The organism is Gordonia gummivorans (assembly GCF_022513585.1).
Lineage (GTDB): Bacteria > Actinomycetota > Actinomycetes > Mycobacteriales > Mycobacteriaceae > Gordonia.
The window spans coordinates 56033-71203 of the sequence record NZ_JAKWBF010000010.1 but is presented as its reverse complement, the minus strand read 5'-3'; the positions used below and the strand labels follow the sequence as shown (position 1 = coordinate 71203).

12 protein-coding genes are annotated in these 15171 nt (G+C 66.3%); 8 read left to right on the top strand and 4 right to left on the bottom strand.

The genetic code is table 11. The features are described 5' to 3' along the window. Positions 1-202: 202 nt before the first annotated feature. Positions 203-643, bottom strand: a complete 441-nt coding sequence (locus tag MKW15_RS09735) for an SRPBCC family protein (RefSeq protein ID WP_240857405.1) — start codon at positions 641-643, stop codon at positions 203-205. 220 nt (positions 644-863) lie between these two features. On the opposite strand from MKW15_RS09735, the gene MKW15_RS09730 reads away from it, so the two are divergent. Continuing rightward, positions 864-1685 carry a cutinase family protein gene (locus MKW15_RS09730; protein WP_240857472.1) on the top strand — a complete coding sequence of 274 codons (822 nt, stop codon included), beginning with the start codon at positions 864-866 and terminating at the stop codon, positions 1683-1685. A 205-nt stretch (positions 1686-1890) separates the two neighbouring features. On the opposite strand, the gene MKW15_RS09725 is transcribed toward MKW15_RS09730, so the two are convergent. The 3 genes from MKW15_RS09725 to MKW15_RS09715 all read right to left on the bottom strand — a co-directional run bounded on the left by MKW15_RS09725 (position 1891) and on the right by MKW15_RS09715 (position 3759). Next, complete coding sequence (locus tag MKW15_RS09725; protein WP_240857404.1) at positions 1891-2595, bottom strand: hypothetical protein; 705 nt, start codon at positions 2593-2595, stop codon at positions 1891-1893. A 66-nt stretch (positions 2596-2661) separates the two neighbouring features. After that, on the bottom strand, positions 2662-3111 hold the full coding sequence (locus MKW15_RS09720; protein WP_240857403.1) for a hypothetical protein: 450 nt from the start codon (positions 3109-3111) through the stop codon (positions 2662-2664). Between the two features lie 408 nt (positions 3112-3519). Beyond that, entirely contained in the window at positions 3520-3759 is a 240-nt protein-coding gene (locus tag MKW15_RS09715) for an RNA-binding S4 domain-containing protein (protein ID WP_240857471.1), read from the bottom strand. Positions 3760-3831: 72 nt separating this feature from the next. Here MKW15_RS09715 and lysX point away from each other — a divergent pair, with 72 nt between their 5' ends. The 7 genes from lysX (at position 3832) to rraA (ending at position 15161) form a co-directional block, all read left to right on the top strand. Further along, complete coding sequence (gene lysX, locus MKW15_RS09710) at positions 3832-7248, top strand: bifunctional lysylphosphatidylglycerol synthetase/lysine--tRNA ligase LysX (RefSeq protein ID WP_240857402.1); 3417 nt, start codon at positions 3832-3834, stop codon at positions 7246-7248. 9 nt (positions 7249-7257) lie between these two features. Then, entirely contained in the window at positions 7258-8130 is an 873-nt protein-coding gene (locus tag MKW15_RS09705; RefSeq protein ID WP_240857401.1) for an alpha/beta fold hydrolase, read from the top strand. A 76-nt stretch (positions 8131-8206) separates the two neighbouring features. After that, complete coding sequence (locus tag MKW15_RS24540) at positions 8207-10789, top strand: helix-turn-helix transcriptional regulator (protein WP_240857400.1); 2583 nt, start codon at positions 8207-8209, stop codon at positions 10787-10789. Continuing rightward, positions 10786-13329, top strand: a complete 2544-nt coding sequence (locus MKW15_RS09695; protein WP_240857399.1) for a LuxR C-terminal-related transcriptional regulator — start codon at positions 10786-10788, stop codon at positions 13327-13329. The genes MKW15_RS24540 and MKW15_RS09695 overlap by 4 nt, the downstream gene beginning before the upstream one ends. 146 nt (positions 13330-13475) lie before the next feature. After that, a complete protein-coding gene (locus tag MKW15_RS09690) occupies positions 13476-13949 on the top strand; it encodes a hypothetical protein (protein WP_240857398.1) in 474 nt (157 codons plus the stop codon). 47 nt (positions 13950-13996) lie between these two features. Continuing rightward, on the top strand, positions 13997-14491 hold the full coding sequence (locus MKW15_RS09685; RefSeq protein WP_240857397.1) for a hypothetical protein: 495 nt from the start codon (positions 13997-13999) through the stop codon (positions 14489-14491). A 181-nt stretch (positions 14492-14672) separates the two neighbouring features. Beyond that, on the top strand, positions 14673-15161 hold the full coding sequence (gene rraA, locus MKW15_RS09680; RefSeq protein WP_240857396.1) for a ribonuclease E activity regulator RraA: 489 nt from the start codon (positions 14673-14675) through the stop codon (positions 15159-15161). Positions 15162-15171 lie beyond the last annotated feature (10 nt).

The following is a 15171-nucleotide window of genomic DNA, read 5'->3' as shown; positions in this document are numbered from 1 at the left end:
TGTCTGGTCAGAAACCCGAGGCGCACCAGCGGTTTCTGGCCGCACCTGCGGTTTCTGGCGGCAAGCGCTAGCTACGCGAGCATCGAAGCGCACAGTGAGACAAGTTAATTGGTCGACCAGATAGTGACGGTCGCCGGGCCTCCGAGGCTCCTCGCCAGCGCTCGTCGCGCCTCAGGCAGCGGAGTTCGGCTGCAGATCGAGATCACTGAGTGGCCTTTTCGATCGCACGCGTCATCTGCGGCGGCACCGTCTGCGCCAGCCGGTTGAACCCGAGCTGCGCGAGCGGGTCGGCGAGGCGCGCAAGCCCGTTGAAGTCGACGTGCGCGTGGTAGGTGACCTCGGTGTGCCTGTCGTCGACGCTGACCAGGGAGAGGTCCTCGGTGCTTGTGGCGGTCTTGTTGGTGCCGGTGAACACGATGTGGTCGGTGTCGTCGCGGGTGAGTTCGTAGACAAGGGTTGTCGAGATGCCGAACAGCCGCGACTCGTTGTGCCACTTGGTGCCGCGGCTGATCGGATCTGTTCCGATCTGTTCACACGACTGCGTGCCCGGATCCCAATCCACCGCGTTGGCGAAATCCCGCAAGTAGGCGGCCACCTCGGCGAGTGGACGTTCGACGGTGAATGAGCGGCTGACGTCGACCATGCTTTCCTTTCGGCTTGGAGTCGCTTTCCCAGGTGTATTCGTCGCCGTCGCCGGATCGGATGCCGGGTTTCGTGACCCGCCTCGGCGTCCTAGACTCGCCGATATGCAACGCCGAGCACTACAGCCACGTGCCGGCCGGAGGGTGAACCGCATGTCGAAGAGAATCGTCGCCGCCTGTTTCGCGGTGTTGTCGCTGGTTGCCGGGGTAGCGGTGTCGGTTATGCCGACCGCGACCGCCGCACCGGCGGGCTGCCCCAAGATCTACGTGCTCGCCATTCCGGGGACCTGGGCCAACGGCGCCAGTCCCGGCATCATGGCGGAGATCACGAGTGGGCTCGGAGCCGACACCAAGGTGTCGTTCGTCGGCTACGACGCCACGGCGTTCCCGTGGGAGCGAGCGATCTACGGCAAGTCCAAGGCGCAGGCCGTGGCCAACACCAAGGGCCTGGCCCTGAGCATGCTGCGTCGTTGTCCGGGCACCAGGATTGCGCTGACCGGTTACAGCCAGGGCGCCGACGCCGCGGGTGACGTGGCGTCGGAGATCGGCACCGGTCGCGCCGAGATCCGACCAGGTCAGGTCGCCGGGGTGGTGCTGATCTCCGATCCGCGCCGCTCCCGCAAGGACAATCTCGTCGGCCCACCGGTGCGCGGGGAGGGCAGCGGCGGCCCGCGGCTCGACGGCATGGGCTGGGTGCTGCCGCGCGCCTTCACCATCTGTGAACCCAAGGATATTTACTGCAACGTTCCGCGCGACTGGTATCTGACACGCATCGTCGGGTACCTGGCCGAGACCAGCAACCCGACGCCCAGCCAGATCCTGCAGTATCAGGCCGAGGCAGGAGCAATCGTCGCCGAACTGCTCACCCTCGGTGGGCCGGGCAAGATCGTCGGCGAGCTCAGCAACAAGCGAGCCCGGGAACAGATCATCTCCTTCGACAACTTCCTGCAGTCCGGAGCGCACGGCAGCTACCGCACCTTCCAGGTGAAGCCCGGCGTCACCGCAGTCCAGTGGGCGCACCAGTTCCTGGCGGGGCTGGCCTGATCCGGGGAGTCGGTAAGAATCCCGCTGACCTGCGGAAATGGGCCCGCGTCGTGCCCGCAAAATCTAGGGGAAGAACTTCTTCCCCGGGGTTCGTAGTCGTCCCCTAGAAAATTCGCGGGGAGGACTCCAAGAGTAGGGGACGAGTTTCTTCCCCTACTTTCTGTGGGCCGGATCAGGCCGGAGTTGGGTCTGATCCGAAGGCGTCTCACGAGGCCCGGGCGACCGAGAAGCTGCCCGTCTTCTGAACCTGCTCGGGCTCGCCAGAGTAGTTCTTGCAGTCGATCGACACCGTGGTGGTGCGGTCGGCGTCGCGCTTCACCCCGACGTAGCCCGACTGGCCGAGCTTCCACGTGTAGTTCTGTGCGGAGGATTCCGAGCCGTCGATCTTGCAGTCAATCCGGCTCTTCGAATTGTTCGTGATGGTGACGTTGATCGTGGTCGCGTCGGCCTTCCAAGAGCAGCCGATCCTGGAGCCGGTTCCGGACAGCGAGCACCCACCTGTCTGGTCGGCAGGTGGGTCGGCGGAGAAGCTGCCCTTCTGATGTATCTGCTGCGACTCACCGGGCAAACTCGTGCAGTCGATGTCGACCCGAGTGGAACTGTCGGGGTCGCGCTCCACCGAGTAATCGTTCACTGAGCCGGAGAACAGATCGTATGTCTTGGCAGACGACTCAGACCCGTCGATGGTGCAGCGAAGTTTGCTCTTCGACGCGTTCGAGAGTGTGATCGAAACGTACTTGCCGCCCGTTGACCACTTGCACCAGATCTGGCGCCCGAAGATGTTCTCAGTGCCCGACAAGTTGCACAAACCGCTGGTCGCGGCCTCGGCCGGCGCGGCAAACGTGACACCGCCGACGACGGCCGCCACCGCCACCGCAGTGGCGCATAGTCGTGCTGCGTTGCCCTTCATCTCGTTCCCCCGATCGTGATGGGTTGTGTAAAGCCGGCTGAGCGTCGGACATGTCCCGAACTGGACTCAGTCGCCCCGGACTGCGAAGCTGCTGGTCTGCTCGATGCGCTCGCGCTGGTCGGTGAAGCTCTTGCAGTCGACGTCGTACCACCGCGTCCACTCCGGGTCGCGCTTCATCACGACGGTGCCCTTGGCGCGTGGCCGCAGATCGATCGACTTCTTCTCGAGGGAGATGCCTTCGACGTCGCAGCGGATCGAGCTCACCGACGAGGTGTTGGTGATCGTCACATAGACGTTGTAGTCCTGGACTTGCCAGTCGCAGTCGAGGCTGCGCCCCTTGCTTCCGTGCGTGTCGCACGAACCCGACTTCGGGTAGGCCGACGCCGCTGCCGGTTCGGCGAGCGTCAGGCCACCCGCGATGGAAGCAACCGCCGCTGCCGTAGCGCACAGTCGTACTGCAGTGAGTTTCATGAATCCCCCGATCCCATCGATGTCGACGAAGTCTAACTGAGTCATTCTGCATCCAGAATCCAATGTCATTCGATCGCGAATGTGATGCGCGTCGCACACCGATGGGTAACACCTGACGTGCGACGATCGATGTAGCCGGTACGTTGATCGACCCCGTGTCGTCAGCCGGCGGGTGGCGAAGGCCACGCGAATTGGTGAAGACAACCTGGCAGCCGACCGACTACAGTGAGACAAAGTTTCACTACGCCATAGTGAAAACGAGCCGTATCAGATACGGCGCCGAAAACAGTGTAGAGACAACCAGGGATTGATTGGTCATGAAGTTCGCCGACACACTTCATTCTCCCCGTCGCAGTTCAATGTTGAGCTCGATCAGCGGAGGCCGTCTAGGCCGCGTCCGCACCGCACGCATGTTCCCGGCCGAGGCCGAGCGGCTGATCACCCCGGCCGAGCTCAAGCGTCTGCACGGCTGACGCGAGCCGCGCCGCCACCGAACTCGACCACGTCGCCCACGTTCAGCTGGCGGCCGCGCCGAGTTTCGACCTCGCCGTTGACGAGTACCAGCCCGTCCGCGATCACCTCTTTTGCTTCCGCGCCGGATTCGATCAAGTTCGCCAGTTTGAGGAATTGACCGAGCCGGATCACGTCGTCGCGAATCGGAACGTCGTCGAGGTTGTCAAAAACATCGTCCACGATCACCGATCTTGCCCGAAATCGTCGTCTCGATCCGAACGGATTGGCGGTGTCGGGGACTACGGTTGAGCAATGGCCATCGAGACCCCCGCGGCACACCCCTCGCCGACGGAGACCGACGACCCCGCACACCACCGCACCGGATCGGTCCGGGCGAGCACGGAAGCCGACCGCCGGTCCTTCGATCTCCTCGAAAAGATCAGGCGGCCCAGCGGTTTCGGCAGCAACGCCCCCAAGATCGCGGGCCGCGTGGTGGGTGTCATCGCCGGCATCGCGCTGCTGTCGAGTCTGTTCCCGCTGTTCCGCCACATCATCCATGTGCCGCGCGACTTCATCGACAACTACGTCATCTCGCTGCCCAACACGAGCTTCGCGTGGGCGTTCGTGTTGGCACTCTTGGCTGTTGCGTTGTCGTCGCGCAAGCGCATCGCCTGGTGGATCTCGACCGTCTACTTGGTCTTGTTCATGGCGGGCAACGCAATCCTGCTGATCGATCCGGTCGCGTCCGAGTTCGGCGTCGACCGCGCCGAACGCATCGAGATCGGCATCGGTCTGGCCATCGACGCAGCAGCGCTGATCTTCCTGATCGTCACCTATCGGCAGTTCTACACACGCGTCCGACGCGGCGCGATCCTGCGCGCCCTCGGCGCACTCGTGGCAGGCCTGGCTCTCGCGACCCTCATCGGATGGGCGCTGGTGTGGGCGTGGCCCGGTTCTCTCGAACGCGGCGAGCGGTTGCCGTACGCCTTCAACCGGGTCGTCACGTTCGGCTCGATCGACGACCGCACCTTCGACGAACACCACACCCACGTGTTCATCGACAGCCTGCTCGGCCTTCTGGGTGCGTTGGCGCTGATCTTCGCCGCGACCGTCCTGTTCCGATCGCAGCGGCTGCAATCGCTGATGACCAACGACGACGAGAAGCTGATCCGTGCCCTGATCACCCGGTTCAACGACGACGACTCGCTCGCCTACTTCTCCACCCGCCGCGACAAGGCGGTGGTGTTCTCACCCGACGGGCGTGCGGCCCTCACCTACCGCGTCGAAGTCGGCGTCGGACTGGTCGGTGGCGACCCGGTCGGCGACCCGGAGTCGTGGCCGGAGGCGATCGAAGAATTCCTCACTCTGTGTGAGCGTTACGGCTGGCATCCCGCCGCGATGGGGTCGAGTTCCCGGGGCGCGGCCGCCTTCGACGCGGCCGGGTTCGGCTCGCTCAACATCGGCGACGAGGCGATCCTGCACACCCGCGAATTCAGCATCAGCGGTTCGGCGATGAAGGCCGTGCGGCAGGCGGTCACCCGCACCCGTCGGGCCGGGGTCACGGTCCGCATTCGTCGGCACAGCGAGCTGTCTGACGAGGAGCTCACCCAGATGGTGGCGCGGGCGGATGCGTGGCGCGACACCGACGAGGAACGCGGCTTCGCGATGGCCCTCGGGCGTCTCGGGGATCGGGCCGACGACGACTGCCTGCTCGTCGAGGCGGTCGAGCACGAGGGCACCGCCGACGAGAAGGTCATCGGCATGCTGTCGTTTGTCCCGTGGGGCCGACGCGGCGTCTCGCTGGACGTGATGCGTCGCGATCGCGGCGGGATCAACGGCGTCGTCGAGACGATGGTCACCGAGTTGTGCCGTAGCTCAGAGCAATTCGGCATCACCGAGATCTCGCTGAACTTCGCGACCTTCCGCGCCTTCTTCGAGCAGGGCCCGCAGATCGGCGCCGGACCCGTCATGCGTCTCGGGTATTCCGTGTTGATGTTCGGCTCGAAGTTCTTCCAGATGGAGTCGCTCTACAAGTCCAACGCGAAGTATCTGCCCGACTGGGAACCGCGGTATCTGTGCTTCGAGGACAACCGCATCCTGCCCCGCGTGGGGTTGGCGACGATCGTCACCGAAGGCTTCGTCACGCTTCCCCGGTTCGGTCGCAGGCGTCACTACACCGAGGGACGGTCCGCGATCCCGGCCGGCGTGGACGCACCGGCACTGATTGCCGAACTCGCCGCCGAGGAGGATCGGACGTCGGTCGAGGTGCATCGGCCCGAGCAGGTGCGTGTCCGATTGGCCAAGCTCGAGCGGTTGGTCGAGGAGGGATTCGACCCGTACCCGCCGGCCGACGCGCCGACGCACACCATCGCGCAGGCGATCGCCGAACCGGAGGGCACACAGGTCACCATCGCCGGCCGCGTGACCCGGCTCCGCGACTTCGGCAAGGTGACCTTCGCCGACGTGCACGACTGGTCGGGACAGGTGCAGATTCTGGTCGAGGAGTCCAGAATCATCCCGGGGACACCGGATTTCGGCACAGACGTCGACCTCGGCGACCTCATCGAGGCCCGTGGTGTCATGGGCGCCAGCCGGTCCGGCGAGCTGTCGGTGCTCATCGACGCCTGGCGGATCAACGGCAAATGCCTGCGGCCGCTGCCGGACAAGTGGTCGGGGCTGACCGACCCGGAAGCCCGTGTGCGCCAACGCTATGTGGACCTCGCGATCAACGAGCGCAGCCGCGAGCTGTTGGCCATCCGGAGCGTGGTGGTCAAGTCACTGCGCGACTTCCTCGCCGAACGTGGCTTCCTCGAGGTCGAGACACCGATCCTGCAGCAGATCCACGGCGGCGCCAACGCGACACCGTTCCAGACCCACATCAATGCCTACAACCTCGACCTATATCTCCGCATCGCGCCCGAGCTCTACCTCAAGCGGCTCTGTGTCGGCGGCGTCGAGCGGGTCTTCGAGATCGGTCGCAACTTCCGCAACGAGGGCGTGGACTTCAGCCACAACCCTGAGTTCACGAGCTTGGAAGCCTATGCGGCGCATAGTGATTACCTGAAGATGCTCGACCTCACCCGCGAGATGATCCAGCACGCTGCGACTGCGGCCTACGGAGAACCGGTGATCGTGCGGACCGACGAGGACGGCAACGAGACCCGCGTGGACATCTCCGGGCCGTGGCCGGTGCGCACAGTGCACGAGGTGGTGTCGGAGGGCGCCGGTGTGGAGATCACGCCGGAGACCCCGGTGGAGGAGTTGCGGGCGATCTGTGACCGCCTCGACATCGCGCACCGCACGGATTGGGATGCGGGGCAAGTGGTTCTGGAGCTCTATGAGCACCTGGGCGAGGATCGCACCACGTTCCCGACCTTCTACACCGACTTCCCGACCTCGACGTCGCCGCTGACCCGGGCGCACCGCAGCAAGCCGGGCGTGGCCGAGCGCTGGGACCTCGTCGCGTGGGGCGTCGAACTGGGGACCGCCTATACCGAGCTAACCGACCCTGTCGAACAGCGCAAACGGCTTACCGCGCAGTCGATTCTGGCCGCCGACGGCGATCCGGAGGCGATGGAACTCGACGAGGACTTCCTGGCCGCCCTGGAGTATGCGATGCCACCCACCGGCGGACTCGGCGTCGGCGTGGACCGCGTCGTCATGCTCATCACCGGGCAGTCCATCCGCGAGTCGCTGGCCTTCCCGATGGTCAAACCTGCCGATTCGTGAGTCACGCCGATGCCTGAACCCCCGGGCCGTTTTGTCACCGTGGACGGCGATCGGCTGCACGTGGTCGACGAGGGGTCGGGTGCGCCACTCCTGTTGATGGCCGCGCTCGGCAGCAACTGGTTCGACCTCGACCCGCTCGCCACCCGCCTGGTGATCCGCGGGTGGCGGGTGATCCGCTACGACCGGCCCGGCTACGGTCTGTCGGATTCGGTGCGACGTGGTCGGGTGCCGACGCTGGATGCCGAGATCTCCCGCATGAGTGAGGTGCTCGCATCGCTCGGTGTGACGGCGCCGGTCACCCTGGTCGGCCACTCGATGGCGTCGCTCTACGTGGAGGGTTTCGCGCGCGCGCACCCGTCGAACACGGCCGGAGTGGTGATCCTCGACGGATCGTATGTGCTGGTTCCGTGGCGTCTGGTGCCTGCGCGATTCCGGGTGGGCAATGCGCACCGGGCGATGTCTGCGGTGCGGGCGGTCGGGGACCGGACCCGGATACGGATTCGCGGTCGGGGACGGCTGCGCACCAAGGTGCTGCCCGCGCCGCCGGAGGGTTTCGACGCGAACCAGCACTTCTGGGGCGACCACTTCTTCGGCAGCGCCGGGTTTGTGCTGGCCACGCTCGTCGAGAACGCCGCGTTCCCGACCATCAACGCGTCGCTGCGTCGGCTGCGACGAACCCGGCCGATGCCCGCGGTGCCGGTGATCGTGGTCGCGGCGCTGTCGGGAATGCCCGCCTGGCAACGGTTCTGGCGGGCCAAGCAGCGTCGGTACGCCGACGTCGTCGGTGGTCGGCTTAGGACCGTCGAGGCGCGGCATTTCCTGGTCCTGGAGAAGCCCGACGAGGTAGCCGGGATCGTCGACGAGGTATGGCCGGGGGCGTGAGGGCGGAACGTGTGTCGTCCGAACAGTTGAGTATCAAATCGGACATCCACGATATGCAAACAGACATGCTCGCGCGGTGGCAGAATTCGGCGATATGTCGGTTGCGGTGGACTCAGGGTCCGATCGCACCCCAGCACGGCCCGAGGGCCGCGATGGCAACGAACTGACCGGCCGCCAGGCACTCCGACGAGCCGGTGTGAACATGGCCGATTGCACCGAGGGATGTGTCATCGTCGGTGATGCCGGCAGCGGCCGTACGACTGCCTTGCGTGCGCTGCACGACGCATACGCCGGTGACGCGATGTGGCTGACCGGGGTGGCCCGGACGACCACCGGTGTCTTCGGTTCGATGATCGACGACGCGCCTGCAACCGAGGCCGCCGTGCGGACCGCGCTGGCCGGCCGTTCGGCGGCCGCCGTGTTCATCGACGACGTGGACTTGCTCGATGCGGAATGTGCGCTGGTGGTCCTCTCGCTGGTGGTGCATCACGTGGTGCCGGTCTACCTGTCGTGCCGGCGTGTGGCGCCCGCGGAACACCCGGCGGCGATCACTGCCCTGTGGAAGGACGGCTATCTGCGGCGATACGACCTTCGGCACATCGATGCGGACGACGTCGCAGAGTACATCCGGAGCGCGCTGGGACTCGCGCCGGTCGGCAGCACGGTGCGGCAGGTGCTGCGCTATTGCGGAGGATCGCCCACGGGGCTCGTCGCCGTCGTGGCCACGGCGACCGAGCACGGGACCTGGAACACGTCGTCGGGTCTGGCCCGAATCGATGGGATGCCACCCGTCACCACCGAATTGGCGGATCGTCTGACCATCGACCTCGCCGACCTGGGCCCGGGCTTGCAACAGCTCGTCGCTCTGCTCGGAGCGTGTTCGGACGTCGTGGAGAAGTTCGCGGACGGTTGGCTGCCGCTGGCTGCCCTCACCGCGCGCTCCGACATTGCCGATCTGATCGGCGCCGAGCGTCGCGGCATCATCGAAGCGCGCAATCGCCATGTGCGGCTGCGTGTTCCGGCCTTGGCGCGGTCGCCGGCCGGCTGGCTCGGATGCGTGGAGCGACACCATCTGGTCGGCTCGCTCAGCGATGAAATTCTGGCCGTTGCGCTCCCGGATCCGGAATGCGGCCGCGCCGCGCTGGTGGCCTGTGCTCTCCGGCTGGACGGTCCCGTGCCGCCGACACCGGCGTTGCGGTCGAAGGCGGCGAGCCATGCATTGCGGTGGGGAGACCCGCACATGGCCCTGCTGATGCTGGGCTCCGCACAGTCCGGCCGCGTCGAACTTGCCGCGTCGCCGACACCGATCGAAGGCTGGGCACGGCTGCACCTGGGTGACACCGACGGGGTTCACGCGATGCTGGGTGACCTCGCGGCGAGGGATGATCCTCAGTGGCGATCGTTGGCGGCAGTGGTCGCACTGCTCGGCGAATCGGCGACCGGACGCGCGCCGCATGCCGATGCGGCGATCGAGGCAGGCGGCAACGTCGGTGCGTGGGTGGGGCTGTTCGCTGCGGTGCGCGAAGGTCTTGCCGGACATTCGGACGACGCTGCGCAGCAGCTCCGATTCGCCAGATCGGCACTGGCCGACGACGGTGCGACGGCAGACGGCACGCTGGTCGCCTACCTGGATGCCGCCGAGATCGCCATCTCCGCGCTGAGCGGCAACGCGACGCACGCATGCACGCTCGGCGAGCGGGCATTGCGCAGTCAGGATGGCCGCGGACGGCTGGCAAACGGCGTCGTCGTGCTGGCGTCAGCATTTGCACAGTGGGTGGGCGGCAACCTCCGGGTCTCGGCCGACCAGCTTCGTGAGGTGGTTGTCGAGGACGTGCCGGAAGGGTGGACGCAGACTGCCGACGGCCTCCTCCGGCAGATTGAGTCCAGACTGTCCGGACAACGCCCGGAACCATCGGCCGGCGACTTCACAGACAACGATCCGGGCGGGCCCGTCGCCCTTCGGGGTGTGCGCTCGGCCCTGCGGAGCATCAACCGGGCCTGGTGGTCGGCGACGGCGGGAGACGTCGACACAGCGTCAGCAGTACTGCTCGATTCGGCGGCGGCGGCGCGCGACCGCGGCGAACTCGTCTCGGTGATCGTGCTCTGCGAGCTCGCCCTGCGATTCGGTGCGGCCCCCGATGCGGCCCACCTTGCACAGCTCGTCGGAGATCTTGATGCGGACCCTCGCATCGGTGACGTCGTGACCGACCGTGCGCGACTCCTCGTCGAGCATGCCGTGGCGTGGAGGGCGTACAGCGGCGCCGATCTCGAGCGGGTAGCGCTCCGTCACACCGCTGCCGGGCGAGGGATGGCGGCCGCCGATGTGATGGCGCAAGCGGCATACGCCCATCGTCGGGACGGCGATCGATTCCACGCCATCGCCTGCACCACTCGCACACGGACGATCGTCGATGGGCAAGGGTCGGTGTCGTCGCCGGCGATGGGGCTGGTGGCATCCGAGAACGTGCGATTCACCAAGCGGGAGCACGAGATCGTGCGACTTGTTGTGGCCGCCCGCAGCAATCGGGAGATCGCGGACGTGCTCGGGGTATCGGTGCGCACTGTCGAGGGGCACGTGCTGCGGGCGTGTGGAAAGACCGGGGCACGCAATCGGCGTGAACTCGTCGAGCTGTTCACCGTCGGCGGCGAGCTTCGATGACGTGGCCGTATCGTCCCGACCGGCAGGCGCTCGAGGCGATCCGGCAGGGCGTGACGGGCGGTCGTGCGGTCGTCCTCGACGGCCCGGCAGGTATCGGTAAGACGACGCTGGCGCGGTTGGCGTGTGATCGGCTGCGACAGGACACGCTGTGGGTGATGGGCGCGCAATCGGCGAAAACTATTCCGCTGTCGGCGCTTTCGATGGCGCTCGACCACCGCCTGACGGATCCCGCGATGGCAGTGCAGGTGCTGCGCGCCGAACTCGACCAGAGCCGACGATTGCTCGTGGTCGACGACATCCAGTTCCTCGACGGGGCGTCTGCCGCGGTGATCGCGGCGATCCTGGACAGCCCGGAACGCCTCACACGGTCGGTGGTGATGACGCGACGCGCGGGAGAGCCGGTGGCACCGCCGCTGTCCGACGCCCTCGAGGACCCGCGAGTGCAGACCGTGACTCTCGATTCATTGGGCTTCGACGAGACGACCGCCCTCATCGAGGAGTATCTCGGTGGCCCCGTGGACGTCTTGACGGTGCAGCGGGTGCACGTCACGTCCGAGGGCAATCCCTTCTACCTTCGCCAGTTGATTCGCGGTGCGCTGGCATCAGGGCATCTGGCGGAGATCGCCGACGGACGGTGGGTGCTCTCGTCGGACTTCGTGATGACCGACGAGATCCGCGAGGCGACCGCGGGCGCATTGCGCGCAGCACCCCCCAAAGTGCTTGAACTCCTGCGGTTTCTGAGCCTGATGAGTCCGCTGTCGGTGGAGATTCTGGGCCTGTTGGGATGTGCTGGGGTCTCCTACGAGCCGCACGCAGGAGAGTTCCTGGCCGTGGTGGCCGATGGTCGGATGCGGCCCGCCCATCCCGTGTTGATCGAGGTGGTCCGGGATCGGATGGGCGCCATCGAGCGCGGTCATCTGGCGGCCACCCTGGTCGATGCCCTGGGCCGCGTGCGTCTCACGAGATCCGAGCGACTGCATCGGGCTCAGATCTGCGTCGACGTCGGCCACTCGCTACCGGCGGAGGAACTGGTGAAGTGTGCCCGCCATGCGCACACTCTTGGTGATCGGGCGTTGTGCGAGAGGCTTTCTCGTGCGGCGATGACGGCCGGCGCCGACGTGCAGGCGAGGTTGCTGCTCGCGCGGACAGTCAGTTCGATGGGGCGGGCGCAGGAGGCCGACGACCTTCTCGCCGAGGTCGATCCAGACTCGCTGGCCGAGATGGACCTGACGGTGTACGCGGTCGCGACCGCCAACAATCAGCTGACCTACCTCGATGATGCGCCGGCGGCCCTCGAGCTGGTGGAGAAGTTCGAGCCCCGCATCGCGACCCCGCAGCTTCGTCTCGCCGTCACGGCCATGCGTGGATCGATCTTGATGACAACCGGAAAGCTGGTCGAGTCACTGGATTTCGCGCGAGCCGTGCTCGCCGATCCGGCAGCCACCGTGTGGTCGGACGCGACCGCGGGCTTTCAGGCCGGCGAGGCCCTGTATCAACTCGGCCGGTTGGACGAGGCACTGACGACGGCGCGCAAGGCGCTCGAGGACGCCACCGCGGCCGATCCGCTCATCAGCATCGCGGTGCGAACGACGATCGCGCAGGGGCTCTACGCCGCCGGCCGGCTCGACGAGGCGCAGCGTTGGTCCGAGGAGTTCTTCGACGCGACGGTGGGGCTTCCGGTGGAGCAGGCCGTGGCGTGCAATGCGTTGGCGACGACTGCTTTGGCTGCGGGCCGGATCGCGGAGGCGCAGCGATTCGCGCACAGTGCGATCGCGGGTTTCGCCCAGGGAGACCGTTCGGGCCTGCGTTGTGGCTCAACCTATCTGGCGACGATGGGTAGCGCGTTGCGCTCCGATGCCGACGGTGCACGTCGGGCCGCCGACGAATGCGGACGGCTCGTGGGTGCCGGGCGCAACGGCAGCGCGGTGTTCGGAATCCTGGCCGATGGCTTCGCGCACATGGCAGGTGGGGAGATCACCATCCCCATTGCGCGTGCCCGTGAGGCCGTGGGTGTTGCCGCGGCCGAGGGTCGCCTGGTCTTCGCGGCCCAGGCCGCGCACTGGGCGCTGCGATTCGGTGACCGGGAAGCAGCCTCGGTCGTCGAAGAGTATGCGCGGCAATGTGATGGGGAGTTGATGCCGGTCTACGCGGGATATGGCCGATCGATCGGTGATCGCGATGCGCGGGCCGTCGAGGATGTATCGGCTGCCTTCGAGGCGCTCGGGTACCCGACGCACGCCGCCGACGCGCTGGCGCAGTCGATCACCATCCTGATCGAGGACGGCCGCCCGCGTGAGGCACGCAGACTACGGCCCCGGTTGGCGGAACTGTGCGCTCGGTGTGACGGGCTGATCACCCCGGCGATCCGGGCCGCCGCGTTCGACGCGGTGCTCACCATCCGCGAGCAGGAAGTCCTCGCCATGGTCGATGCGGGACTCACCCGACGGGAGATCGCAGACCGGCTCGGAATCAGCATCCCGACCGTTGACGGTCACGCATTGCGTGCCCGAGACAAGGTGGGCGGTCGGGGACATGCGTAGTCGCAGACGCAGAAGTGCGTAGTCGGGCATCTAGTGTGTCGACTTCTCCGTTGTGACCATCGGTGAAGCGGGGGACGGGCCTCGCTTCACGACAGGAGCACACAACCTTGAAGAAATTCATCGTAGGCCTCGCCACCGCAGCTGCGATGGCAGTGGGCACGCTGGTCGGGACAGGGCAAGCGTCGGCGGTTGAACCGCTGCAGTGGTGGAGAGTCGATGAACCCTCAGGCCAGGCGATCGGGTGGCTCGCAGCCACTGACAACGACGGAGGCGTGTGGGCACTGTTCCGCACAGGTGGCGTCTACGTCGTGGTACTGGCGCACAAGCATGTCCGCGTCGGCGCTCCCGATGGCTTGTGGCGCAACCTCGGCACGCTCGAATCCACAGGCAAGATCGACGCCCGCAACACCTGGCGGTTACCCAGGTACGGCGTCTCGAAGTTCCGAGTGTGTCGCCTTGGTGTGCCGACGGCCACGTTGTACGGCGTACGAAACAAGAAGATTTGCGGCGGGGAACTGATCTTCCATCGTGGCAGCGGCGGCCGCATGAACTCTGGCGTTGACGGAGGCGGTCGCACGAACTCTGGCGTCGACGGCGGACAAAACAATTCCAACTACTGAACAGCTCACTACGAATGGAAAGGTACGACATGAGGACATGGACACGAATGGCATTGGTCGTGATCTCGGCGACGTTCGCATTGACGGGTGCATTCAGCGCTGTGGCCGTCGCCGCGCCACCGGAGAATCGCGGAGCCGATGGGGTGCTTTTCGCTGCGGAGGCGACACCGGCGGCCGTACCTGGGTGGCCACCCTTCCCCGCGGTCTACGGGCCGCGGTACTGGCCGGACGCGGGTGTTGTCATGGAGCAGAACACTGTGCTGACCACCGCTCAGACACGAACGCTGTACGAGACCGGACTTGTCCCGGCCTATGGGAGTTCGGGACTTCCCTACGCCGGTATCGCGCGCTGGCTGCATACTTCGGGCGAGTTGAAGAGGGCGGCGCAGATGGGTGGCTGTGTGATCTTGGGGATCCGTGACAACGCGGTGTGGTCGCCGAAGCTGAAGAAGAATGTGCGTTGGGTGGGGCGGACCTATTACTCACTGCCCACCACCTCGCCGGTGAACCGGGCCATCATCAACCGGATCTGCAGCTCGTAGGCGGCGCTCGACACTTGGCCACCGGACACCCCGGTGGCCAAGTGCTCGCGTTTCTCCCATCTGCTCGGGATGTATCGCGCGCAAGCGGTAGACACGCGAGCACATGCCGGCGGCGGGGGTGCGGCGCCAGAACCTACCCACCAGTAACCCGCTACTTGCGGTTACACCTATGCTGGTCGACATGAGCGAGTTGACCTTCACCCCGACCGCCGACCTGGTCGACGAGATCGGCGATTCCGTCCGTAGTTGCGATCTGCAGTTCACCCAGTACGGGGGCAATCGGGAGTTCGTCGGACGCGTCACCACGGTGAAGTGTTTCCAGGACAACGCGCTGCTCAAGTCGATCCTGGGGGAGTCGAACCCCGGCGGTGTGCTGGTGATCGACGGTGAGGCGTCGGTGCACACGGCACTCGTCGGGGACATCATCGCCGAGTTGGGCCGCTCCAACGGCTGGGTCGGGATCATCGTCAACGGCGCGATCCGGGACGCCAAGACCATCGGCGGCATGGAGATCGGCGTCAAGGCGCTGGGCACCAACCCGCGCAAGTCCACCAAGACCGGCGTCGGCGAGCGCGACATCCCGCTGACCATCGGCGGCGAGACCTTCACTCCCGGCGACATCGTGTACTCCGACGACGACGGCATCGTGCTCGTCGGACCCGAGCAGTAGGAGGCCGCAC